Below are 24,578 nucleotides of genomic sequence, written 5' to 3'. Positions count from 1 at the left end.
GCGGATCCAATGGCTTGCGAAAGGCGAGGCGTACGATGAGCAAAGAAGTACTGCTGGTTGTTGAGTCGGTATCCAATGAAAAGGGCGTACCGGCTAACGTTATTTTTGAAGCGCTGGAGCTGGCTCTGGCCACTGCTACCAAGAAGCGGTTCGAAGACGAAGTTGATTTGCGTGTGGAGATCAATCGCCACACGGGTGCCTACGAGACTTTCCGTCGCTGGACGGTCGTCGAGGAAGCCGACCTGGACGATCCTGCTATCGAAACCTGGCCGAGCAAGGTTGCAGAAACGCACCCGGGCGCCAAGGTCGGTGATGTCGTCGAAGAAAAAATCGAGTCCATTGAATTCGGTCGCATCGCTGCACAGACTGCCAAGCAGGTCATTGTGCAGAAGGTTCGCGAAGCCGAGCGCGCGCAAGTCGTCGACGCTTATCGCGAGCGCCTGGGGGAAATCATCTCCGGCACCGTGAAAAAAGTCACCCGCGACAACGTGATCGTCGACCTGGGCAACAACGCCGAAGCGTTGCTGGCTCGCGAAGACATCATTTCTCGCGAAACTTTCCGGGTTGGCGTGCGTTTGCGTGCGCTGCTCAAGGAAATCCGCACCGAGAACCGGGGCCCGCAGTTGATCCTGTCGCGTACAGCGCCGGAAATGCTGATCGAGTTGTTCCGCATCGAAGTGCCGGAAATTGCTGAAGGCCTGATCGAAGTCATGGCCGCTTCCCGTGATCCGGGTTCGCGCGCCAAGATCGCGGTCCGCTCCAAGGACAAGCGTATCGACCCACAAGGTGCCTGCATCGGCATGCGTGGTTCGCGTGTCCAGGCCGTATCCGGCGAGTTGGGCGGCGAGCGCGTGGACATCGTCCTGTGGGACGACAACCCGGCTCAGTTCGTGATCAATGCCATGTCGCCTGCTGAAGTGGCGGCAATTATCGTCGACGAAGATGCCCACGCCATGGACATCGCCGTTGGCGCAGACAATCTGGCTCAGGCCATCGGTCGCGGAGGTCAGAACGTGCGTCTGGCCAGCCAATTGACTGGCTGGACCCTGAACGTGATGACCGAATCGGACATCCAGGCTAAGCAGCAAGCTGAAACCGGCGACATCCTGCGCAACTTCATCGAAGAGCTTGAAGTCGATGAAGAGCTGGCGCAGGTGCTGGTGGATGAAGGCTTTACCAGCCTGGAAGAGATTGCCTACGTACCGGTGGAGGAAATGCTCAACATCGACGGCTTTGACGAGGAAATCGTCAACGAGCTTCGCGCTCGGGCCAAGGATCGTTTGTTGACCAAAGCCATCGCTACTGAGGAAAAGCTGGCAGACGCCCATCCGGCCGAAGACCTGCTCTCGCTTGAGGGCATGGACAAGGATTTGGCGATGGAACTGGCGGTGCGCGGCGTAATTACCCGCGAAGACCTGGCCGAGCAGTCTATTGACGATCTGCTCGACATCGACGGCATTGACGATGATCGTGCCGGCAAGTTGATCATGGCCGCCCGAGCCCACTGGTTCGAGTAATTAGGCGCGGCCTGAGGAGAGAAGTGCATGACGCAAGTCACGGTGAAACAACTGGCCGATGAGGTCAAAACACCGGTAGAGCGCCTGTTGCAGCAGATGCGTGAGGCAGGTCTGCCGCACACCGCCGCCGAGGAACATGTGACCGACAGTGAGAAGCAATCCCTGCTGACTCACTTGAAGAGCAGTCACAAGGCAAAAGTGGAAGAACCGCGCAAGATCACTCTGCAGCGTAAAACCACCAGCACCCTGCGTGTTGCCGGTAGCAAAAGCATCAGCGTTGAAGTACGCAAGAAGAAAGTCTTCGTACAGCGCAGCCCGGAAGAAATCGAAGCCGAGCGCAAACGCGAACAGGAAGAACGTCGCGCAGTAGAAAATGCTGCTCGTCAGAAGGCTGAAGAAGAAGCCAAGCGTCGCGCCGAAGAAGAAGCGCGCCGCCAGCCTGCTGCTGCGCAAACCGCTCCGGTAGAAGCCGTCGAGGCTGTTGCCCCGGCCGCCGAACCTGTGCGCGAAGCGGCGCCAGTCGTGGCTGCTGCTCCGGCTCCAGCCGACACTCGCAAGCGCGACGAACAGCGTCGTCCGGACAAGCCACGTGCCGACGACAACCGTCGTGGCAGCGGCGATGGTGAACGCAAGAACGCGCCTCATCGTGCTTCGGTCAAGGAAAAGGCGCCAGCACCTCGTGTTGCGCCACGTACCACCGACGAAGAAAGCGACGGCTTCCGTCGTGGCGGTCGCGGCAAGGCCAAGCTGAAGAAACGCAACGCCCACGGTTTCCAGAGCCCTACCGGCCCTGTCGTGCGTGAAGTGAAGATCGGCGAGACCATCACTGTGGGCGATCTGGCCCAGCAGATGTCGGTCAAGGCTGCTGAAATCATCAAGTTCATGTTCAAGCTGGGTACGCCAGCCACCATCAACCAGGTACTGGACCAGGAAACTGCCCAACTGGTTGCTGAAGAACTGGGCCACAAAGTGACCCTGGTCAGCGACACCGCCCTGGAAGATTCCCTGGCCGAGTCCCTGAAGTTCGAAGGTGAGGCGGTTTCCCGTGCTCCGGTCGTGACCGTCATGGGCCACGTCGACCACGGTAAAACGTCCCTGCTCGACTACATTCGTCGTGCCAAGGTGGCGGCCGGTGAAGCGGGTGGTATTACCCAGCACATCGGTGCTTACCACGTTGAAACCGACCGCGGCATGGTGACGTTCCTCGACACCCCGGGTCACGCCGCGTTTACCGCGATGCGTGCCCGTGGTGCCAAGGCGACCGACATCGTGATCCTGGTGGTTGCAGCGGACGACGGCGTGATGCCACAAACCATCGAAGCCGTTCAGCATGCCAAGGCTGCTGGCGTGCCGCTGGTGGTTGCGGTGAACAAGATCGACAAGCCGGGCGCCGATCTCGATCGCATCCGCAGCGAACTGTCGGTCCACGGCGTGACCTCCGAAGAGTGGGGTGGCGACACTCCATTCGTTCCGGTCTCGGCGAAGATGGGTACCGGCGTTGACGAACTGCTCGAAGCCGTTCTGTTGCAGGCCGAGGTTCTCGAACTGACCGCTACGCCTTCGGCGCCTGGCCGTGGCGTTGTGGTTGAATCGCGCCTCGACAAGGGCCGTGGCCCGGTTGCAACGGTCCTGGTCCAGGACGGTACGCTGCGTCAAGGCGACATGGTGCTGGTCGGCTCGAACTATGGCCGCGTGCGCGCCATGCTCGACGAGAATGGCAAGCCTATCAAGGAAGCCGGTCCGGCTATCCCGGTCGAGATCCTCGGCCTGGACGGCACCCCGGACGCTGGCGACGAGATGAGCGTTGTGGCTGACGAGAAGAAAGCCCGTGAAGTGGCTCTGTTCCGTCAAGGCAAGTTCCGCGAAGTCAAACTGGCTCGTGCTCACGCTGGCAAGCTGGAAAACATCTTCGAGAACATGGGCCAGGAAGAGAAGAAGACGCTCAACATCGTCCTCAAATCCGACGTCCGTGGTTCCCTGGAAGCGTTGAACGGCGCCTTGAATGGCCTGGGTAACGACGAAGTGCAAGTGCGCGTGGTCGGTGGCGGTGTCGGTGGTATCACCGAGTCCGATGCCAACCTGGCACTGGCTTCCAACGCTGTACTGTTCGGCTTCAACGTGCGTGCCGATGCCGGCGCTCGCAAGATCGTCGAGCAGGAAGGCCTGGATATGCGTTACTACAACGTGATCTACGACATCATCGAAGACGTCAAGAAAGCGTTGACCGGTATGCTGGGCAGCGACGTCCGGGAGAACATCCTGGGCGTGGCCGAAGTTCGCGACGTGTTCCGTTCGCCGAAGTTCGGTGCCATCGCCGGTTGCATGGTGATCGAAGGTGTCGTTCACCGTAACCGTCCGATCCGTGTACTGCGTGAAGACATCGTGATCTTCGAAGGCGAGCTGGAATCCCTGCGTCGCTTCAAGGATGACGCTTCCGAAGTGCGTGCCGGCATGGAATGCGGTATTGGCGTCAAGAGCTACAACGACGTCAAGGTCGGCGACAAGATCGAAGTCTTCGAGAAGGTCCAGGTTGCTCGCAGCCTCTAACTCGCGCACTTCAAGAGCCGCACCGGGCAGCCGCATGAACATGCGCTGCCCGGCTGGCGGACTCTAAACGCAACGCCCGGTCTGGCTTTTCGCCAGGCCGGGCGTTTGCCGCTTTCAGACCTCACGGGTTTCACCGTGGGGCAGTAACAGGTAACAAGACATGGCAAAAGAATACAGCCGTACCCAACGAATCGGCGATCAGATGCAGCGCGAGCTGGCCCAACTGATCCGTCGCGAAGTCAAAGACCCGCGCGTCGGCCTGGTCACCATCACCGCAGTGGAAGTCAGCCGTGACGTCGGTCACGCCAAGATTTTCATCACCGTGATGGGCCAGGACAGCGCTGAGGAAATCGCCCAGAGCATCAAGGTGCTCAACTCGGCCGCCGGCTTCCTGCGTATGCAGTTGGCCCGGGAGATGAAGCTGCGCAGCGTCCCGCAGTTGCACTTCCATTACGACGAAAGCGTCGTCCGGGGTGCGCATCTGTCGGCACTGATCGAGCGCGCCGTGGCGGAAGACAGCCAGCATCCGGCTGCGGCTGAACCTGAAGACACCAAGGAGTAATCGGTGGCTCAGGTCAAACGTATCCGTCGTAACGTCAGCGGTATCATCCTGCTCGACAAGCCGCTGGGGTTCACCTCCAACGCGGCCTTGCAAAAGGTCCGCTGGCTGCTCAATGCCGAAAAGGCCGGGCACACCGGTAGCCTCGATCCGCTGGCCACTGGCGTGCTGCCACTGTGCTTTGGCGAGGCGACCAAGTTCTCCCAGTACCTGCTCGATTCCGACAAGGGTTACGAAACCCTGGCGCAACTGGGCAAGACGACTACCACGGCGGACGCCGAAGGTGACGTTTTGCTGGAGCGCCCGGTGACCGTTGGTCAGGCGGATGTCGAAGCGGTGTTGCCGAAATTTCGCGGGCAAATCAGTCAGATACCGCCGATGTACTCCGCTTTGAAGCGCGATGGACAGCCGTTGTATAAACTGGCCCGTGCAGGCGAAGTAGTGGAGCGCGAACCGCGTTCTGTTACTATTGCGCGCTTGGAATTGCTGGCCTTTGACGGTAATACTGCGCGGCTGGCCGTGGATTGCAGCAAGGGCACCTATATCCGGACCCTGGTGGAGGATATCGGCGAGCAGCTCGGCTGTGGCGCATACGTGGCAGAATTGCGACGGACCCAGGCCGGGCCTTTCACGTTGGCCCAGACGGTCACGCTGGAGGAGCTTGAAGCGGTACATGCCGAAGGCGGTAACGAAGCGGTTGACCGTTTCCTGATGCCATCGGACAGCGGCCTGCTGGATTGGCCGCTCTTGCAGTTCTCGGAACACAGCGCGTTCTACTGGCTCAACGGCCAGCCGGTACGTGCCCCGGATGCGCCGAAGTTCGGCATGGTCCGGGTACAGGATCACAACGGTCGCTTCATCGGTATCGGTGAAGTGAGCGAAGACGGGCGCATTGCGCCGCGTCGACTGATTCGGTCGGAATGACCGGAACCAGCCTGCGTAACAGCGGGTTGGCGAGTGTGGCTGTTAACAGGCACGGTCACTACTCATTTATAGATACAGGGATTTGTCCCTGGCCTGTTGAAGCTGTTCCTCGGAACAGTTTCCTGACTAAAAGGATTGCCTCATGGCTCTCGACGTTCAAGAAAAAGCTCAAATCGTAGCTGACTACCAGCAAGCTGTTGGTGACACTGGTTCGCCAGAAGTGCAAGTTGCACTGCTGACCGCCAACATCAACAAACTGCAAGGTCACTTCAAGGCCAACGGTAAAGATCACCACTCCCGTCGTGGTCTGATCCGCATGGTAAACCAGCGTCGTAAGCTGCTGGACTACCTGAAAGGCAAGGACGTGAGCCGTTACAGCGCTCTGATCGCTCGCCTGGGTCTGCGTCGCTAATCAGCGATTGCGCTAGAGGTTGGTGGTCTGTCGTGTGTCAGTGGGTTTCCCGCTGGCGCATGGCAGGCTCCCAGCCTCAAGTTTTATCTGGATACACGTTTTACCCTGGACAGGCGTCGGGCCGATTCCCGTCATTGCCCAAGAATTTCGCAAGAAGACAAGTTCCCCAAGAGCCACAAAGAAGGTAGGACACCGTGAACCCGGTAATCAAAAAATTCCAGTTCGGTCAGTCGACCGTTACCCTCGAGACTGGCCGAATCGCCCGTCAGGCCTCCGGCGCAGTGCTGGTCACCGTTGACGACGACGTCAGCGTATTGGTGACCGTTGTCGGTGCCAAGCAAGCCGATCCAGGCAAGGGCTTCTTCCCTCTGTCTGTCCACTACCAGGAAAAGACTTACGCTGCCGGTAAGATCCCTGGCGGTTTCTTCAAGCGCGAAGGCCGTCCTTCCGAGAAAGAAACCCTGACTTCCCGACTGATCGACCGTCCGATCCGTCCGCTGTTTCCAGAAGGTTTCATGAACGAAGTGCAGGTTGTCTGCACCGTCGTGTCCACCAGCAAGAAAACCGATCCGGACATCGCTGCGATGATCGGTACCTCGGCGGCCCTGGCCATCTCCGGCATTCCTTTCGATGGCCCGATCGGCGCTGCCCGCGTTGCGTTCCACGAAAGCACCGGCTACCTGCTGAACCCGACTTACGAGCAGTTGAAGGCTTCGAGCCTGGACATGGTCGTGGCCGGCACTTCCGAAGCCGTGTTGATGGTTGAATCCGAAGCTAAAGAGCTGACCGAAGACCAGATGCTGGGCGCCGTGCTGTTCGCCCACGATGAGTTCCAGGTGGTGATCAACGCCGTCAAGGAACTGGCCGCAGAAGCTGCCAAGCCAACCTGGACCTGGGCGCCACAGCCAGAAGCCACCGAGCTGCTGGGCGCGATCCGTGCCGAGTTCGGCGACGCGATCTCCCAGGCCTACACCATCACCATCAAGGCCGACCGTTATGCGCGCCTGGGCGAGCTGAAGGACCAGGTCGTTGCCAAGTTCTCCGGCGAAGAAGGCCAGCCATCGTCCAGCGACGTCAAGGCTGCTTTCGGTGAAATCGAATACCGCACCGTTCGCGAAAACATCGTCAACGGCAAGCCGCGTATCGACGGTCGCGACACCCGCACCGTACGTCCGTTGAACATCGAAGTCGGCGTTCTGCCGAAGACCCACGGTTCGGCACTGTTCACCCGTGGCGAAACCCAGGCGCTGGTCGTTGCAACACTGGGCACCGCCCGTGACGCACAACTGCTGGACACCCTGGAAGGCGAGAAGAAAGACCCGTTCATGCTGCACTACAACTTCCCTCCGTTCTCGGTGGGTGAGTGCGGTCGCATGGGTGGCGCCGGTCGTCGCGAAATCGGTCACGGCCGTCTGGCCCGTCGTTCGGTCCAGGCCATGCTGCCAGCCGCTGACGTGTTCCCGTATACCATTCGCGTGGTATCGGAAATCACCGAGTCCAACGGTTCGAGCTCCATGGCTTCGGTCTGCGGCGCTTCCCTGGCGCTGATGGACGCTGGTGTGCCGATGAAGGCACCGGTTGCCGGTATCGCGATGGGTCTGGTCAAAGAAGGCGAGAAGTTCGCCGTCCTGACCGACATCCTGGGTGACGAAGACCACCTGGGCGACATGGACTTCAAAGTGGCCGGTACCGCCAAAGGCGTCACCGCACTGCAGATGGACATCAAGATCAAGGGCATCACCGAAGAGATCATGGAAATCGCCCTGGGCCAAGCCCTGGAAGCGCGCCTGAACATCCTCGGCCAGATGAACCAGATCATCGGTCAGTCCCGTACCGAGCTGTCGGAAAATGCTCCGACCATGATCGCGATGAAAATCGACACCGACAAGATCCGTGATGTCATCGGTAAAGGCGGCGCGACCATCCGTGCGATCTGCGAAGAAACCAAGGCTTCGATCGACATCGAAGACGACGGTTCGATCAAGATCTTCGGCGAAACCAAGGAAGCGGCAGAAGCAGCACGCCAGCGCGTCCTGGGTATTACCGCAGAAGCCGAGATCGGCAAGATCTACGTCGGCAAGGTTGAACGCATCGTCGACTTCGGCGCGTTCGTCAACATCCTGCCGGGCAAGGACGGTCTGGTTCACATCTCCATGCTGAGCGATGCTCGCGTCGAGAAAGTGACCGACATCCTGAAGGAAGGCCAGGAAGTGGAAGTGCTGGTACTGGACGTGGACAACCGCGGCCGTATCAAGCTGTCCATCAAGGACGTCGCAGCAGCCAAGGCATCGGGCGTTTAATCACCCCGTTGTCTAGCCGCTGAACAAGCAAACGCCCCGACTGGTTCGGGGCGTTTTGCTGTGTGGTGAAAATCACCGCCAGGCAGGTTGCCTGGCTACGGGGGACGGTGCTAGTTTTAGCCACCGCCCGTGTAGCTCAGTCGGTAGAGCAGCGCACTCGTAACGCGAAGGTCGCAGGTTCGATTCCTGTCTCGGGCACCATCTCCCCTCGTTATTTCACCTTCCTGCTCAGCTCCTCGACCGTGCGTTTGAGCTGGTCCATCTCGTTGTCCTGATCGCTGAGTTCCCGTTTCAGGGACGAAATCTCGCTGTTGCTCGAACTCGAACTGGAGCCGCTATTGCGCTTGAGTTCTTCCACCTGCTTGCCAAGATCCTTCAGATCGCTTTCCTGTTCCTTGATGGTGCGCTTGAGCTCGTCGATCTCCTTGCTGCTGGAGGTGGAGCTGGACCCGCTGTTGCGCTTGAGTTCTTCGATCTGGCGGGCCTGGTCGCTGAGGGTGCGTTTCTGGTTTTCTAGTTCGTCGGCATTGTTCTTTACGGCTTTTGGCAGGTTTTCCAAAGCGCTGGCGCTCACGTTGGTCTTGACGAGTACGTACTTATCGAATTGGTTGTAATGAAGTGCAGGAATGGCATCGTGGTCAGAGGGACCATCGGAGGAGACTTCAACCGCCGCTTGGGCAACGCCGGCCAAGGTCAGGCTGCCGAGTAGCAAGGTCGCGGTAGCAAGACGGGTCGACGAACGTTTCGAAAAGCTGCGCATCACTGGGGTTCCTTGTGAGATGCCGGAATGGCACATTGCTATGACTGGTTGTTCTGACAGATGTTCCCTAGTCCCCTTAGCTTCGTATGCACATGGTTTTTTGTGGGATAGATGTAAAGAGCCGTGTAAATCGTTGGCAAAACATCCTATATTCACTGCCTGCATGTGCATCGCCCAGCAGTTTTCAGATGATCCACGAATGGTTCTGAAGGCCAGGTAAACCGGGCTTGTTAACGGTTTTCTGCGTCAGAGAGATCCTTGATGATCCAGATCCATCTTCCATTCCCCAGATCAACGAGAACGCCATGACTGTTAAAGCATTGTCCCAGGAAGCCAGGCACGAAGAAGCACTGAAGAAATATGTGCTGGATGCGCCCCAACTGCTGGAAGAGATCAAGGACTTGTCCGCCGACGATCAGAAAGACCAGATCCAATGGGCATTCGAGGACGAGGCCGAAGCCCAGGGGCTGCAACCCTGGGAGTTGACGCTCAAGTACACCAGCACGCCTGAAGAGTTCGAGGTGCAGCGCCTTGCGTTGCACAAGGAAGCGGCCGAGGTATTGGGTGTGGAATGGGATGAATACTGCGAGATGAATAATCTTGTAGTTTAAAAGCAGCTACAAGCTGCAAGCTGCAAGGCAAGCACGGCTTGAAGCTTGCAGCTTGAGGCTTGAAGCTCCTTAGAGACTAAGGCGCATCGACAGATCCACCGCCTTCACATCCTTGGTCATTGCCCCGATCGAGATGTAGTCCACCCCGGTCTCGGCAATCGGGCGCAACGTGCTTTCGTTGATGCCGCCGCTGGCTTCCAGTTTCGCCTTGCCGCCATTGAGGCGTACGGCTTCGCGCATGTCGTCCAGGCTCAGTTCGTCGAGCATGATGATGTCTGCGTCGGCCGCCAGCGCTTCTTTCAATTCCGCCAGGCTCTCCACTTCGACTTCCACCGGTTTGCCCGGTGCGATCTTATGGGCGGCGGCGATGGCCTGGGCGATCCCGCCGCAGGCGGCGATGTGGTTTTCCTTGATCAGGAAGGCGTCGTACAGGCCGATGCGGTGGTTATGGCAACCGCCGCAGGTGACTGCGTATTTCTGGGCCAGGCGCAGCCCGGGCAGGGTCTTGCGGGTGTCCAGCAACTTGACTTGGGTCCCGGCGACGAAGTCGGCCAGGTAGCGGGCCCGGGTGGCGACGCCGGAAAGCATTTGCAGGAAGTTCAGCGCGCTGCGTTCGCCGGTCAGCAGGGAGCGGGCCGGGCCTTCCAAGTGGAACAGCACCTGGTCGGGGCTGACCCGGTCGCCATCGCGCACTTGCCAATGCACCGCGACACGCGGGTCCAGTTGCCGGAACACGGCATCGACCCAGGCCGTGCCACTGATGATCGCCGCATCGCGGGTGATGATGGTGGCCTTGGCCAGGCGTTCGGCGGGGATCAGTTGCGCGGTGATGTCGCCGCTGCCGATGTCTTCAAGCAACGCACGGCGCACGTTGGCTTCGATTTCGGCGGTCAGGTCGGCGAGGCGTAGATTCGGCATAACGGGCTCCACAAACAAAGTGGCCTGGATTATAGGGTGTCGAAACCTGCATTTGGTCGCGTCCTCGCAACAATTCCTCATTTCTTCGGTCACTAGTTGCGCCGTATTTCGAGCTGCGTCACAGAGTACCGCTGGTGCGGCGGGGTTCTTTTACCCATAATCCGCCTTTCGATTGACGCCATAGCTTTGACGTCATGAGCCGAAGAACCGTTTCAGGAGGCCAGGATGCACAACGACGGGAATGTAGTGCCTTTGCACAAGGTGGCTACCGATCAGGCGAATCGTTCGCCGCTCGCCCGCCTGCCTGTGATTCTGCTTCAGGTTCGCGACAAGGCCGCCCAGCAGTTGCGGCTGGGCTTGCAGGGGCTGTTCGATAACGCTGATGACACCTTGTTCGAAATGGCCGACCGGGCGCGCGATGACGTCGAGCAGAACCTGTACTTCGAGGCCATGCGGGACCTGCGCCTGAAGCGCAAAAGCATCGAGCGGGAATTCATCGAGCAGTTTTTCGAGACCTTCGTCAGTCTGGCCCAATACGACCTGACCCACGCCACCTTGGCGCCTGCCCTGGCGTCGGACGGTCAACCCCAGCGCTCCCACGACGACCTGGAGCGGCAGTTGGCGGTCGAGGCCATGGTTTCTCGGGTGCTCAGGCGCGATGGCGTGGCGCTGGAGCAGCTGACGGCCCGGTTCGGTGTGCTGCTGGACCGACCGCTGGCCAACCAGTACAACCCCCTGAGCCCGGCCCTGCTGTGCGAGAAATTCCTGCAAGCCGGGCGCAACCTGGGCGTGGGCATCAAGGTCAAGCTGATCCTGCTCAAACTGTTCGAGCGTTATGTGCTCAGCGAATGCGACCAACTTTATATCGAGGCCAACCAGTTGCTGGCGGCCACGGGGATCTTGCCGGAGCTCAAGGTGACCCCGGCGCGCCGGGTCTCCGATCGTCCCGAGGATAACCCCAGGCCCAGCGCCGAAATCGCCGCCAAGCCCAGCGATGCCGAAGTCGACGACAGCGTGCAGGAGGTGTTCGCCGCCTTGCAGAAGCTATTGATGCAAGTGCGTGGCAGCGTGGCGCCGACCCTGGAGCCCAGCGTGCCGCCCCAGCCCATTTCCACCCGCGACCTGCTGCGGCTGCTTTCCCATTTGCAGCAATACGTGCCTGCGCCTGCCGTGCAGGACGAGTTCGATCTGCGTAGCCAGCTCGAACAATTGCTGACCCGGGTCAGCGTCAGGAGTGGCAAGTCCCGGGTGGTCGACGGTGCTGATGAAGACGTGATCAACCTGATCTCGATGATGTTCGAATTCATCCTCGACGACCATAACCTGCCAGATTCCTTCAAGGCCCTGATCGGTCGCCTGCAAATCCCGATGCTCAAGGTCGCGGTGCAGGACAAGAGCTTTTTCAGTCGCGGCAATCATCCGGCCCGGCGACTGCTCAACGAAATCGCGGCCGCGGCGATGGGCTGGGGCGATTGCGACGATCATCAGCGCGACAGCCTGTACTTGCGCATTGAGCAGGTCGTGCAGCGCTTGCTGAATGACTTCGTCGATGACCCGGCGATTTTCTCCGAACTGCTCGCCGATTTCCTCGCCTTCACCAGTGATGAGCGGCGCCGCAGCGAGTTGCTTGAACAGCGTATCCGCGACGCCGAAGAAGGTCGGGCCAAGGCCGAACTGGCGCGCCAGCGTGTCGAAGGGGCGCTGAACCAGGTGATGCTGGGCAAAGTCTTGCCACAAGCGGTGGTGGAGTTCGTGCAGCAGGCCTGGAGCCAGGTGTTGTTGCTGACCTGTTTCAAGCACGGCAAGTACTCCGCCGAGTGGCAGGCTGACGTCCTGACCTTGGAACAGTTGATCTGGAGCGTCCAGCCTCACGACGAGCCCGACGCCGGCCTACGTCTGCTGGCGATGGTGCCGGAGCTGCTCAAGGCCCTGCGTGAAGGCCTGAGCCGTTCGGCGTTCGACCCATTCGCCACCAGCGAGTTTTTCAGTGAGCTGGAAGTCCTGCATGTGCAGGCGCTTGAACGCATGGGCCAGACAACGGAACAGGCCCGGTCGCTCGATTTGCCGGCCATGGTCGAGGTGTCGGAAAGAATCGTTTTGCGTGCGTCGCAAAAGTCGCCGGGGGAAAACGTGGCGGTGCATTTGCCGGCGGATGATGTCGGGCTTCTGCAGGTCGACCAACTGCACTTGGGGAGCTGGGTCGAATTCCAGGAGGACGAGGACAATGCCCTGCGTTGCAAGCTGGCGGCGATCATCGAGGCCACCGGCAAATACGTCTTCGTCAATCGCACTGGCCTCAAGGTGCTGGAGCACAGCCGCACCAGCCTGGCCCTGGAGTTCCGCCGGGGCGCGGCGCGGCTGTTGGACGACACCCTGTTGTTCGACCGGGCGCTGGAGTCGGTGCTGGGCAATCTGCGCCAGCTCAATCGCGGCAAGTGATCGCGCAGCCCGGCCCGATCACGGCATACTGACGGCATTCACCGTCGTCATCGAAGGAACCTGTATGCAGTTGGACTCCGCGAGCGGTTGGTGCGAGGGGGTGCGTCATTGCCCGTCGCCCAACTTCAATGCGCGCCCGGAAGGCGAAATCTCCTTGCTGGTGATCCACAACATCAGCCTGCCACCGGCACAATTCGCCACGGGCAAGGTGCAGGAATTCTTCCAGAATCGTCTGGATGTCACGGAACATCCCTACTTTGCCGGTATCGCCGACTTGCGCGTCTCCGCACATTTCCTGATCGAACGTGACGGCAGCGTGACCCAGTTTGTCTCTTGTCTGGATCGCGCGTGGCATGCGGGCGTCTCGTGCTTCGAGGGGCGGGAGACCTGTAACGATTTTTCCCTGGGCATCGAGCTGGAGGGCACGGATGATCTGCCGTTCACCGACGCGCAATATGTCGCACTGGTGGACCTGACCCGGCAGTTGCAAGCGGCGTTCAAGGCGATCACTGTGCAGCGTATCTGCGGGCACAGCGACATCGCACCGGGGCGCAAGACCGATCCGGGACCGGCATTCGACTGGGCGCGCTATCGCGCGGCCCTGATAGAAGGGGAAGGACAATGAGTTTTCTGGTGTTGCTGCTGGCCGTCTGGATCGAGAAGTTCTCGGCCTTGCGCCAGCGGGTCCAGCGCGACGGCGGTTGGCTGCGCGAGCTGAACAAACTCGAGGCGAGCCCACGGTGGGTCAACCGGCCTTGGCTGGTGTTGACGGCGATGGTCCTGCTGCCCGTGGCCCTGCTGGCGTTGCTTTTGTGGGTGCTGGAGCCGGTGGCCTATGGTTTGCTGGCGCTGCCGGTGCATTTGCTGGTGGTGATTTATAGCCTGGGACGCGGTGATCTGCTGGCTGCCCTCGGGCCGTTTCGCGACGCCTGGCGTCGGGAGGACCTGCAAGCGGCGGCCCACGTGGCCAAACGCGACCTGGACATTGAAGCCGATGACGGTGAGCGGTTGCTGGAGCGGGTCCAGGGCCATTTGTTGTGGCAGGCCTACCAGAGCTTTTTCGCGGTGATTTTCTGGTATTTCGTGTTGGGCCCGGTCGCGGCCTTGAGCTATCGATTGCTGGCGCTGGCCGCCGAGCACAGCCAGAACCCCGGCGTGGCCGAGCGGGCCGCGCAAATGCGCCATGCCTTCGATTGGGTCCCGGTGCGATTGCTGGCGGCGAGCTTCGCCTTGGTGGGCAATTTCGTTGCGGTCAGCCGGGTCATGTTGCATGAACTGTTGAACTGGAACATCAGCGCCGCCGACCTCATCGACAAGGTTGGCCTGGTGGCAGGCGAGATCCCCAAGCCCGTCGCCGGGCCGGACGGCATCAACAGCCTCGACCGTCTGTGGGAACTGCTGCTGCGTGCGGCGGTGCTCTGGTATGCCGGGTTTGCGTTGTGGACGGTGTTGGCCTGATCAACGTACAAGGTTGTATATAAGCGCTTTTTGTGGCGAGGGAGCTTGCTCCCGCTCGGCTGCGCAGCAGCCGCAAACCCGGACAAAGCGATCTTCCTGAAGGAACCCGGGGGCCAGCTTCGCAGGCCAGCGGGAGCAAGCTCCCTCGCCACAGTGTTTTCGTGGTCCATCTCTCTCGTTAACCTTAAGTTACAAATCTCCCCGCCGATTTAGGCTATACAGGCACAGCGCCCGAATAGTGGCTTTCTGCTGTCTCCGTGCGCGAGCTCATAACAATAAGAACACTACCGGGAGACGTCCTTGTGAAGAGTTTGCTCTGGCCCGCCGTCGCGCTGATGAACCGCCTGAGCTTCGGCATGAAGTTCAGCCTGATCAGCGTGCTGTTCCTGCTGCCTATGCTGGTGACCAACTTCTTTCTGGTGCGTGATTCCTATCGGGAATTCCAGGGCACCCAAGTGGAGCTGCAAAGCCTCGACCTGCTAGGCAGCAGCCTGACCCTGCGCCGAGACCTGGAAACCCTCAACAACCTGGTGCAGATCAACGCCAGCCTGGGCCAGTCCGGCAAGGCCGGTGATGTCGAAGCGAAGATCGGCAGCCTGGAACAACAGGTCCTCACACGGCTGCAAGGCATGACCGCCATGGCCATCGAGCCTGAGCAGGTCAGCGCCTTCGAGGCCAAGCGCGACGAGATGATCGGCGCTTTCAAGGCCCAGCAGGCCGAAAGCTCCCTGCAGAGCAAAAGTGCGCTGATTGGCAAGTTGCTCAACAGCGCCCAGATGTTCAGCCAGATCATCGCCAGCCAGGCGGGGCTGAGCCGCGACAACCAGAGCGACATCCGCCAACTCAGCGAACTGATCATCGGCACTACCCCCAAGGTCACCCAGATCCTCGGTGAAGGCCGGGCGCTGGGGGCGTCCTCGTTGGGGCTGGGGTTTCTCAATTCGGCGTCGAGCACCCGCTTCGATGAGTTGCTGGGGCAGATCGAAAAGCTCCAGGGCGAGTACGACTTGAAACTGCAGGACGCCCTCGGTTCCAGCAACGCGGCTGGACAAGCCCTTGCGACCCAGGCCGAGGGCAGCAAAGGCACCCTGAAAAAAGCCTCGGAGCTGATCGAGGAACAGGTGGTGATGGCCGACACCCTCGATGCGCCGTGGCCTGCATTCTTTGATCAGGTCAGCGGCCTGATGGAGCAGACCTACCAATTGAACGAAGCGACCCAGGGATTTTTGGGTGTGCAGTTGCAACAGCGCCTGGAGCAGAATCGCAGCCATATGGTGCTGCAAGCCGTGGCGCTGATGGCAGTGTTCCTGTTGATTTTCTACCTGTACGCCGGGTTCTACGCGTCGACCCGCACCACCCTTCAGCACCTGGGTCAGATGATGGATAAGGTGGCGGCGGGGGACATGACGGTCAATTTCGTCGCTCGCAGCAAAGACGAACTGGGTGAGCTGGGTGAGGTGTTCAACGGTACGGTGGCGAAAATCCACGACCTGATCGAACAGGTCGGTCGCACCGTCGCGGAAGTCGAACGCCAGGCCGGGCAGGTGGAAACGGTATCGGCCCAGAGCAACCAGGCTGTCGCCGGCCAGCGTAGCCAGATCGAACTGGTGGCCACGGCGATGAACCAGATGTCGGCCACGGCCCAGGAGGTGGCCCGCAGCGCCGCCGCCGCGGTGAGCAGCGCCCACAGCGTGAACGACGAAACCCTCAGCGGGCGCGGGCTGGTGGAGTCCCAGCAGGGCAGCATTGCCCGCTTGGCCAGCGAGATCGATCAGTCGGTGCAGGTGATCAACCAACTGGCGACCGACAGCCAGGCCATCAGCCGCGTGCTGGATGTGATCAAGAGCATCGCCGAACAGACCAACCTGCTGGCGCTCAATGCCGCCATCGAAGCCGCCCGGGCCGGTGAGCAGGGCCGTGGTTTCGCGGTGGTGGCCGATGAAGTCCGGACCCTGGCCAAGCGGACCCAGCAATCGACCGAAGAAATCGAAGCGATGATCACCCGCCTGCACGGCGGAGTCGGTGCCGCCGTCAAGGCGATGGGCACCAGTCATGAAATGGCCAGTGGCACGGTCGGCCAGTCGGAACAGGTCCAGCAAGCCCTGGAAAATATCCTCGGTGCGGTCGGCATGATCGTCGACCAGAACCAGCAGATCGCCGCCGCTGTGGAACAGCAGACGGCCGTGGCCCATGACATCGACCAGAACATCGTCGAGATCAACCGCGCCGGCGAGCGCACCGCCGAAGGCGCTCACCAGACCGAAGATGCCAGCCGTGCACTGTCCGCCCAGGTGGTGCAGCTCAAGCAGTTGATCAATGCGTTTCGGGTGTAGCTATCGGTCGCCGATCCAATGTGGGAGCGGGCTTGCTCGCGAAAGCGGTGTGTCAATCGACAAACAGGTTATCTGACACTCCGCTTTCGCGAGCAAGCCCGCTCCCACAGGAGGAATCACCAGTTGAACAGTTCGCGGGCATTGGCCGTACTGGCCTCGGCCAAGCGTTCTGGGCTGATGCCCATGATCCCCGCCAACGCCTCGCAAATCGCCGGCAAATGCGCCGGGCTGTTGCGTTGGCCGGGGAACATCGCCGGGGCCATGTCCGGTGAGTCGGTTTCCAGCACCACCGCCTCCAGCGGCAGTTTCGCCAGCACCCGGTGCATGCGCAGGGCCTGGGGCCAGGTCGCGGCGCCGCCCAGGCCGAGCTTGAAGCCGAGCTTGATGTACTCGCGGGCCTCTTCAAAACTGCCGGCGAAGGCGTGGATGATGCCCGCGCGTGCCGGGCTGATGCGCTTGAGGGTGGCGATCACGGCGGCATGGCTGCGACGCACGTGGATCAGTGCCGGCAGTTCGAACTCCACGGCCAGTTCCAGTTGTGCTTCGAACAGCGCTTGCTGGCGGCCCCGGTCCAGGGGCTCGATGTAATAATCCAGGCCGATTTCCCCCACCGCACAGAGTTGCCGGTGCCCGGCCAGGCGGCCGAGCCATTCGCGCAACAGGGCCAGGTCGTCGGGTCGATGCTGGTCGAGGTACACCGGGTGCAGCCCCAAGGCAGCGTGCAGGTCCGGGTCACTTTGCACCAGCTCCCAGACCCGCTGCCAATTGTCCCGGTACACGCCCAGTACCACCATTTGCCGCACGCCCAAGGCGCGGCTCTCGACCAGCAGGGCCGGGCGATCCACGTCAAAGTCTGGAAAGTCCAGGTGGGTGTGGGTGTCGATCAACTCCATGCATCAATCCTGAAGAAACGTCAGCCCTGGTGGATCCGCTGCTTGAACGTCCGTGCGATGGCTTGCACGCCAGGCTGGTAGTCATCGTTTTCGATGGCCGCCAAGGCCAGTTCCAGAGCCTTGTCGGCGATCAGTTGATGTTGCTGGGACATGGCATTGACCGGCAGCGGCAGGAAATCCAGCAACTGCGTGTCACCGAACGTGCCCAGGCGCAGCGGGCGCGCCTTGAGCGGGAAGTCGTGCAGGGCGTCGAACACCCCTTGCAGCAGCACGTAGGATGTGGTGATCAGCGCGTCGGGCAAATGCCCCAGGCGCGCGAGCATTTCATCCATCAACTGGCGGCCGCACTCACGGCTGAACGACTCGCCATGTTCGATCAATACCTGGCCCTCGAACCCGGCCAAGGCTTCGCGAAAGCCCGCGGCCCGTTCCTGGCTGATGCTCAACTCGGGGCGGGCGCTGATCAGCGCGATTTGTCGAGGGTGAGTCTCCAGCAGGCTGCGGGTCAGGTGCAGGCTGGCCTGGCGGTCGTCGCTGATTACCGAGCAGAAGCGCGCCGGTTCCATCACCCGGTCGATGGCGATGATCGGAATGCCCTTGGCCTGCAATTGCAGGTAGCTGTCGTCGCCGGCCGGTAGGCAACTGGCGACGATCAACGCATCGCAGCGCCGGGCACGGAACAATTGCAGCAGTTGCCGTTCACTCTCAGGTGCGTCGTCGGAACTGGCGATCAGCAGTTGATAGCCCCGCGCCCGTGCGCCTTGTTCCAGCAACTTGGCGATGCGGGCGTAACTGGGGTTTTCCAGGTCCGGCAGGATGAAGCCCAGGGTTCGGGTATGCCGGCTGCGCAGCCCGGCGGCCTGGGGGTTGGGCGTGAAGCCGTGTTCCTCGACCACCGCCCGCACCCGTTCGACGGTGGCGCTGCTGATGCGTTGCTGTTCGGCCTTGCCGTTGATGACGTAACTGGCGGTGGTCACGGACACACCGGCCAGTTGGGCAATATCACTGAGTTTCAACCCGGTTTTCCTTGTTTTTTCGAGTTAGCCCCGACGATAAGGGCCATCCTACCCGATTCAAGCCGACGGTCACCGTCCGAACGCTTACGACAAGTTGCACTTCAAGGATGAGAGATTATCGAGTAACGTGCCAATCTTTCTAGATTAAACGTTTCAGCAAGCGTATTTTCAAGGGTAGCAGGATTTTTTGGCCGCTCTGCCGCGATACCGCCAAAAGCTGTCCTGCAACGCTAAGCTGATTCATTCAAAACAATACCTGGCGCCAACCGGACGCCAAAAAGGAGAAAGCATGCTCGAGCTCACTCTAGAGCAGATATCCATGGCGCAGACGGCTGTGGATAAAGACGCTGCACTGCAACTGCTCGCCGACAAGCTGGTGGCCGATGGCCTGGTAGCCGAGGGTTACCTTGCCGGCTTGCAGGCGCGCGAAGCCCAGGGTTCGACCTTTCTTGGCCAAGGTATTGCCATCCCCCACGGCACCCCGCAGACCCGCGACCTGGTCTATTCCACCGGCGTGCGCCTGTTGCAATTCCCCGACGGCGTGGACTGGGGCGACGGCCAGATTGTCTACCTGGCCATCGGCATTGCCGCCAAATCCGACGAACACCTGCGCCTGCTGCAACTGCTGACCCGCGCCCTCGGCGAGACGGACCTGGGCCAGGCCCTGCGTCGTGCCGGTAGCGCCGAAGCCTTGCTGAAGCTGTTGCAAGGTGCGCCGCAGGAACTGGCCCTGGATGCCCAGATGATCGGCCTCGGTGTGTCGGCTGACGATTTTGAAGAGCTGGTGTGGCGCGGCGCCCGCCTGCTGCGCCAGGCCGACTGCGTGAGCAACGGCTTTGCCGGCGTATTGCAGCAAGTCGATGCGCTGCCACTCGGTGATGGCTTGTGGTGGCTGCACAGCGAACAAACCGTCAAGCGCCCGGGCCTGGCGTTCGTCACTCCAGACAAACCCATCCGTTACCTGGGCCAACCCTTGAGCGGTCTGTTCTGCCTCGCCAGCCTCGGCGAGGCCCACCAGGCCTTGCTTGAACGGCTCTGCGCATTGCTGATCGAAGGCCGCGGCCATGAATTGGGCCGCGCCACCAGCAGCCGCAAAGTGCTGGAAGTGCTCGGCGGCGAATTGCCCGCCGACTGGCCCAGCGCGCGCATCGGCCTGGCCAATGCCCATGGCCTGCATGCCCGTCCGGCGAAGATTCTCGCCCAATTGGCGAAAAGCTTCGAAGGTGAGATCCGCGTGCGCATCGTCGACGGCCAGGACAGCGCCGTGTCGGCCAAGAGCCTGAGCAAGCTGTTGAGCCTGGGCGCCCGTCGCGGCCAGGTCCTGGAATTCATCGCCGAGCCGAGCATCGCCGCCGACGCGTTGCCGGCGCTGCTGGCCGCCATCGAAGAAGGCCTGGGCGAAGAGGTCGAACCGCTGCCGCCGCCGAGTGCGCCGCAGGAAACCGTAATGGCCGAAGTCGCGACGGTCATGCTGGCGCCCGAATCCGGCAGCTTGATCCAGGCTGTCGCCGCCGCCCCGGGCATCGCCATCGGCCCGGCCCACATCCAGGTCTTGCAGGCCATCGATTATCCGATGCGCGGTGAGTCGGCGGCCATCGAGCGCGAGCGCTTGCAAAACGCCTTGAACCAGGTGCGCCGCGATATCCAGGGTTTGATCGAACGCGCCAAGGCCAAGGCCATCCGCGAGATCTTCATTACCCACCAGGAAATGCTCGACGACCCGGAACTGACCGACGAAGTCGACACCCGCTTGAAGCTGGGCGAGAGTGCGCAAGCAGCGTGGATGGGCGTGATCGAAGCTGCCGCCAAAGAGCAGGAAGCCTTGCAGGATGCCTTGCTGGCCGAACGTGCCGCCGACCTGCGGGATGTTGGCCGTCGGGTGCTGGCGCAGCTGTGCGGCGTCGAAACCCCGGCTGAACCCGAGCAACCCTACATCCTGGTGATGGACGAAGTCGGCCCGTCCGATGTCGCCCGTCTGGACCCGGCTCGCGTGGCGGGGATCCTCACCGCCCGTGGTGGCGCCACCGCCCACAGCGCCATTGTCGCCCGCGCCCTGGGCATTCCGGCGCTGGTGGGCGCCGGTGCGGCGGTGTTGCTACTGGCACCGGGCACATCGTTGCTGCTGGATGGCCAGCGCGGTCGCCTGCACGTGGACCCTGACGCCGCCACGTTGCAGCGCGCCAAGGAAGAACGCGACACCCGCGAGCAGCGTCTCAAGGTTGCCGCCGAGCAGCGTCACGAACCGGCGGTGACCCGTGACGGTCATGCCGTGGAAGTGTTCGCCAACATTGGCGAAAGCGCCGGCGTCGCCAGCGCGGTGGAGCAGGGGGCTGAAGGCATTGGCTTGTTGCGCACCGAACTGATTTTCATGGCCCACACCCAGGCGCCGGACGAAGCGACCCAGGAAGTCGAATACCGCAAGGTGCTCGATGGCCTGGCCGGTCGGCCGCTGGTGGTGCGCACCCTCGATGTGGGCGGCGACAAGCCGCTGCCGTACTGGCCGATCGCGAAAGAAGAAAACCCGTTCCTCGGCGTGCGTGGCATCCGCCTGACGTTGCAGCGTCCGCAGGTCATGGAAGCGCAACTGCGGGCCTTGTTGCGCTCGGCGGACAGCCGTCCGCTGCGGATCATGTTCCCGATGGTGGGCAGCGTCGATGAGTGGCGCCAGGCCCGGGACATGACCGAGCGCCTGCGCCGGGAAATTCCCGTGGCGGACCTGCAACTGGGGATCATGATCGAAGTGCCGTCCGCCGCGTTGCTGGCGCCGGTGCTTGCCAAAGAAGTCGACTTCTTCAGCGTCGGCACCAACGACCTGACGCAATACACCCTGGCGATCGACCGTGGTCACCCGACGCTGTCGGCCCAGGCCGATGGTTTGCACCCGGCCGTGCTGCAACTGATCGACATCACCGTGCGCGCCGCCCATGCCCATGGCAAATGGGTCGGTGTGTGTGGCGAACTGGCGGCCGACCCGCTGGCGGTGCCGGTGCTGGTGGGCCTGGGCGTGGACGAACTGAGTGTCTCGGCCCGCAGCATTGCCGAGGTCAAGGCGCGGGTTCGCGAATTGAGCCTGGCGCAAGTACAAACCCTGGCCCAAGAGGCTCTGGCCGTGGGCAGCGCCGATGACGTGCGCGCATTAGTGGAGGCGCTGTAATGGCGAAGATTCTTACCCTGACCCTGAACCCGGCGCTCGACCTCACGGTGGAGTTGGCGCGCCTGGAACCGGGCCAGGTCAACCGCAGCGACGCCATGCACGCCCACGCCGCCGGCAAGGGCGTGAACGTAGCCCAGGTGTTGGCCGATCTCGGCCATACGCTGACGGTCAGTGGTTTTCTCGGCGAGGACAACGCCCAGGTATTTGAAACATTGTTCGCCCAGCGTGGTTTTGTCGACGCCTTTATCCGGGTCCCCGGCGAAACCCGCAGCAATATCAAACTGGCTGAACAGGACGGACGTATCACCGATCTCAATGGCCCGGGACCGATGGTCGACGAAGCCGCGCAGCAAGCGTTGCTGGCGCGCCTTGAGCAAATCGCTCCCGGCCACGACGTGGTTGTGGTGGCCGGCAGCCTGCCCCGTGGCGTCAGCCCACAGTGGTTGCAGGCGCTGATCCTGCGCCTGAAACAACTCGGTCTGAACGTGGCCCTCGACACCAGCGGCGAAGCCTTGCGCGTCGCCCTGGCGGCGGGGCCGTGGCTGATCAAACCGAACACCGAGGAACTGGCCGACGCGCTGGGTTGCGAGGTAGTGAGCGAATTGGCCCAGGCGCAAGCGGCGCAGCGCCTGCATGCCCTGGGCGTCGAGCATGTGGTGATTTCCCACGGTGCCGATGGCGTGAACTGGTTCAGTGTCGGTTCGGCGCTGCATGCTTCGCCACCCAAGGTGACGGTTGCCAGTACCGTGGGCGCCGGGGATTCGCTGCTGGCGGGCATGCTGCACGGCCTGCTCAGCGCCGACACCCCGGAGCAGACGCTGCGCACCGCCACGGCCATTGCCGCCATGGCGGTCACGCAGATCGGTTTTGGCATCCACGACACCGCGTTGCTGGCGTCGCTTGAACAGGGCGTGCGCGTGCGCCCCCTGACAGAACAATAAGAGGGTTCGCAAGAATGAAACTAGCCATTGTGACGGCCTGCCCGAACGGCATGGTTACCAGTGTGTTGTGCGCCCGCCTGCTGGACGCCGCGGCGCAGCGCCAGGGTTGGAGCACCAGTGTTGAAGTCCATGACGCGGCCCATCCGGAACGCCAATTGTCGGCGGCGACTCTCGAAGCGGCCGAGTGGGTGTTGCTGGTCGCCAGCGGCCCGGTGGACCTGTCGCGGTTCGTTGGCAAGCGGGTGTTTCGCAGCACGCCGGCCCTGGCCCTCCAGGACGTTGATGCGGTGCTGCGTCGTGGCGCCGAAGAAGCTGAGGTCCTGGGCGAGGCCGACGTGTTCGCGCAAGAACCGGCGACTCCGACCGAGCGCGCTCCACGCCTGGTGGCGATCACGGCTTGCCCGACCGGTGTCGCCCACACCTTCATGGCCGCCGAAGCCTTGCAGCAGGCAGCGGCGCGCTTGGGTTACGACTTGAAGATCGAAACCCAGGGCTCGGTGGGCGCGCGCAATCCGTTGAGTCCCGAGGCGATCGCCGAGGCCGATGTGGTATTGCTGGCGACGGATATCGAAGTCGCCACCGAACGTTTTGCCGGCAAGAAAATTTATCGTTGTGGCACCGGCATCGCCTTGAAACAGGCCGAAGCCACGCTGAAAAAAGCCTTGGCCGAAGGTCGGCAGGAAAGCGCGGCGAGTGGGGCTTCCGGTCCTGCGGCGAAAGCGGAAAAAAGCGGTGCCTATAAGCACCTGCTGACGGGCGTATCGTTCATGCTGCCGATGGTGGTAGCCGGTGGTTTGATGATCGCTTTGTCGTTCGTGTTTGGCATCGAGGCTTTCAAGGAACAGGGAACCCTGGCGGCGGCGCTGATGCAAATCGGCGGCGAGACCGCGTTCAAATTGATGGTGCCGCTGCTGGCCGGCTACATCGCCTATTCCATCGCCGACCGTCCGGGCCTGGCCCCGGGGATGATCGGCGGGATGCTGGCGAGCACCCTCGGCGCCGGTTTCATTGGCGGGATCATCGCCGGGTTCCTGGCCGGTTACGCGGCCAAGGCGATCAACCGCTACGCGCGCCTGCCCCAGAGCCTGGAAGCGCTCAAGCCGATCCTGATCATTCCGCTGCTGGCGAGCCTGTTCACCGGCCTGGTGATGATCTACATCGTCGGCAAACCGGTGGCGGGCATGCTCGAAGCCCTGACCCACTTCCTCGACAGCATGGGCACCACCAATGCAATCCTTTTGGGCGTGTTGCTGGGGGCGATGATGTGCGTCGACCTCGGCGGGCCGATCAACAAGGCTGCCTATGCATTTTCCGTGGGGCTGCTGGCGTCCCAGAGTTATGCCCCGATGGCCGCGGCCATGGCTGCAGGCATGGTGCCGCCCATTGGCCTGGGGATCGCCACGTTCATCGCCCGGCGCAAATTCGCCCAGACCGAACGCGAGGCCGGTAAAGCGGCGCTGGTGTTGGGGCTGTGCTTCATTTCCGAAGGCGCGATCCCGTTCGCGGCCAAGGACCCGCTGCGGGTGATCCCGGCCAGCATCGCCGGCGGCGCGCTGACCGGTGCGCTGTCGATGTACTTCGGCTGCAAGCTCATGGCTCCCCACGGCGGCCTGTTCGTGATGCTGATCCCCAACGCCATCAACCACGCGCTGTTGTACCTGCTGGCGATCGTGGCGGGGAGCCTGCTGACGGCGGTGGCGTATGCGCTGCTCAAGCGGCCTGAGGTGGTAGAGATGGCGTTGGCGCCGGCCAAGGCCTGAGCCCACACTGCTTTGCCTACTGTGGGAGCGAGCCTG

18 protein-coding genes and 1 tRNA gene are annotated in these 24,578 nt (G+C 61.8%); 15 read left to right on the top strand and 4 right to left on the bottom strand.

The window, feature by feature from the left end; all coding sequences use genetic code 11:
• Positions 1–35 precede the first annotated feature (35 nt).
• The 7 genes from nusA (at position 36) to J3361_RS06230 (ending at position 8,460) form a co-directional block, all read left to right on the top strand.
• A complete protein-coding gene (nusA, locus tag J3361_RS06260) occupies positions 36–1,517 on the top strand; it encodes a transcription termination factor NusA (protein ID WP_003177868.1) in 1,482 nt (493 codons plus the stop codon).
• A gap of 27 nt (positions 1,518–1,544) precedes the next feature.
• Positions 1,545–4,064, top strand: coding sequence for a translation initiation factor IF-2 (gene infB, locus J3361_RS06255; RefSeq protein WP_186705986.1), 2,520 nt, complete (start codon positions 1,545–1,547; stop codon positions 4,062–4,064).
• Positions 4,065–4,224: 160 nt separating this feature from the next.
• A complete protein-coding gene (rbfA, locus tag J3361_RS06250) occupies positions 4,225–4,626 on the top strand; it encodes a 30S ribosome-binding factor RbfA (RefSeq protein ID WP_181287552.1) in 402 nt (133 codons plus the stop codon).
• A 3-nt stretch (positions 4,627–4,629) separates the two neighbouring features.
• Positions 4,630–5,547 carry a tRNA pseudouridine(55) synthase TruB gene (gene truB, locus J3361_RS06245; RefSeq protein ID WP_207963328.1) on the top strand — a complete coding sequence of 306 codons (918 nt, stop codon included), beginning with the start codon at positions 4,630–4,632 and terminating at the stop codon, positions 5,545–5,547.
• A gap of 142 nt (positions 5,548–5,689) precedes the next feature.
• On the top strand, positions 5,690–5,959 hold the full coding sequence (rpsO, locus tag J3361_RS06240; RefSeq protein WP_011332409.1) for a 30S ribosomal protein S15: 270 nt from the start codon (positions 5,690–5,692) through the stop codon (positions 5,957–5,959).
• A 194-nt stretch (positions 5,960–6,153) separates the two neighbouring features.
• Positions 6,154–8,259 (top strand): polyribonucleotide nucleotidyltransferase, encoded by a 2,106-nt coding sequence (gene pnp / locus J3361_RS06235; protein WP_207963326.1) that lies wholly within the window; start codon positions 6,154–6,156, stop codon positions 8,257–8,259.
• Positions 8,260–8,384: 125 nt separating this feature from the next.
• Positions 8,385–8,460: transfer RNA gene (locus J3361_RS06230), tRNA-Thr, on the top strand.
• A 10-nt stretch (positions 8,461–8,470) separates the two neighbouring features.
• On the opposite strand, the gene J3361_RS06225 is transcribed toward J3361_RS06230, so the two are convergent.
• Positions 8,471–9,019 carry a hypothetical protein gene (locus J3361_RS06225; RefSeq protein ID WP_186705988.1) on the bottom strand — a complete coding sequence of 183 codons (549 nt, stop codon included), beginning with the start codon at positions 9,017–9,019 and terminating at the stop codon, positions 8,471–8,473.
• A 305-nt stretch (positions 9,020–9,324) separates the two neighbouring features.
• Between J3361_RS06225 and J3361_RS06220 the strand changes: the two genes are divergently transcribed.
• On the top strand, positions 9,325–9,630 hold the full coding sequence (locus J3361_RS06220) for a DUF6388 family protein (RefSeq protein WP_207963324.1): 306 nt from the start codon (positions 9,325–9,327) through the stop codon (positions 9,628–9,630).
• A 69-nt stretch (positions 9,631–9,699) separates the two neighbouring features.
• Here the strand turns inward: J3361_RS06220 and nadC are convergent, their stop codons facing one another.
• Positions 9,700–10,548 carry a carboxylating nicotinate-nucleotide diphosphorylase gene (gene nadC, locus J3361_RS06215; protein ID WP_207963322.1) on the bottom strand — a complete coding sequence of 283 codons (849 nt, stop codon included), beginning with the start codon at positions 10,546–10,548 and terminating at the stop codon, positions 9,700–9,702.
• A 225-nt stretch (positions 10,549–10,773) separates the two neighbouring features.
• Here nadC and J3361_RS06210 point away from each other — a divergent pair, with 225 nt between their 5' ends.
• The 4 genes from J3361_RS06210 (at position 10,774) to J3361_RS06195 (ending at position 16,778) form a co-directional block, all read left to right on the top strand.
• Positions 10,774–12,987, top strand: a complete 2,214-nt coding sequence (locus J3361_RS06210; protein ID WP_207963320.1) for a DUF1631 domain-containing protein — start codon at positions 10,774–10,776, stop codon at positions 12,985–12,987.
• 64 nt (positions 12,988–13,051) lie between these two features.
• Positions 13,052–13,612, top strand: coding sequence for a 1,6-anhydro-N-acetylmuramyl-L-alanine amidase AmpD (ampD, locus tag J3361_RS06205; RefSeq protein WP_207963318.1), 561 nt, complete (start codon positions 13,052–13,054; stop codon positions 13,610–13,612).
• Entirely contained in the window at positions 13,609–14,445 is an 837-nt protein-coding gene (gene ampE, locus J3361_RS06200; protein ID WP_207963316.1) for a regulatory signaling modulator protein AmpE, read from the top strand. The genes ampD and ampE overlap by 4 nt, the downstream gene beginning before the upstream one ends.
• A gap of 302 nt (positions 14,446–14,747) precedes the next feature.
• Complete coding sequence (locus J3361_RS06195) at positions 14,748–16,778, top strand: methyl-accepting chemotaxis protein (RefSeq protein WP_207963314.1); 2,031 nt, start codon at positions 14,748–14,750, stop codon at positions 16,776–16,778.
• A 116-nt stretch (positions 16,779–16,894) separates the two neighbouring features.
• Here the strand turns inward: J3361_RS06195 and J3361_RS06190 are convergent, their stop codons facing one another.
• Positions 16,895–17,671, bottom strand: coding sequence for a TatD family hydrolase (locus J3361_RS06190; RefSeq protein ID WP_207963312.1), 777 nt, complete (start codon positions 17,669–17,671; stop codon positions 16,895–16,897).
• Positions 17,672–17,691: 20 nt separating this feature from the next.
• Positions 17,692–18,687 (bottom strand): catabolite repressor/activator, encoded by a 996-nt coding sequence (gene cra, locus J3361_RS06185; RefSeq protein ID WP_207963310.1) that lies wholly within the window; start codon positions 18,685–18,687, stop codon positions 17,692–17,694.
• 289 nt (positions 18,688–18,976) lie between these two features.
• Here cra and ptsP point away from each other — a divergent pair, with 289 nt between their 5' ends.
• The 3 genes from ptsP to J3361_RS06170 are packed head-to-tail and all read left to right on the top strand — an operon-like array spanning position 18,977 to position 24,542.
• Positions 18,977–21,841, top strand: a complete 2,865-nt coding sequence (ptsP, locus tag J3361_RS06180; RefSeq protein WP_207963308.1) for a phosphoenolpyruvate--protein phosphotransferase — start codon at positions 18,977–18,979, stop codon at positions 21,839–21,841.
• Entirely contained in the window at positions 21,841–22,782 is a 942-nt protein-coding gene (gene pfkB / locus J3361_RS06175; protein WP_207963306.1) for a 1-phosphofructokinase, read from the top strand. Before ptsP ends, pfkB begins: the two co-directional genes overlap by 1 nt.
• Positions 22,783–22,796: 14 nt before the next feature.
• A complete protein-coding gene (locus J3361_RS06170) occupies positions 22,797–24,542 on the top strand; it encodes a PTS fructose-like transporter subunit IIB (RefSeq protein ID WP_207963304.1) in 1,746 nt (581 codons plus the stop codon).
• Positions 24,543–24,578: the final 36 nt, after the last annotated feature.

Origin of the sequence: Pseudomonas sp. OA65 (assembly GCF_017498305.1) — a bacterium.
Classification (GTDB): domain Bacteria; phylum Pseudomonadota; class Gammaproteobacteria; order Pseudomonadales; family Pseudomonadaceae; genus Aquipseudomonas; species Aquipseudomonas zanjanensis.
Note: the sequence above shows the minus strand (reverse complement) of the source record. Positions and strands in the feature narration are given on the sequence as shown.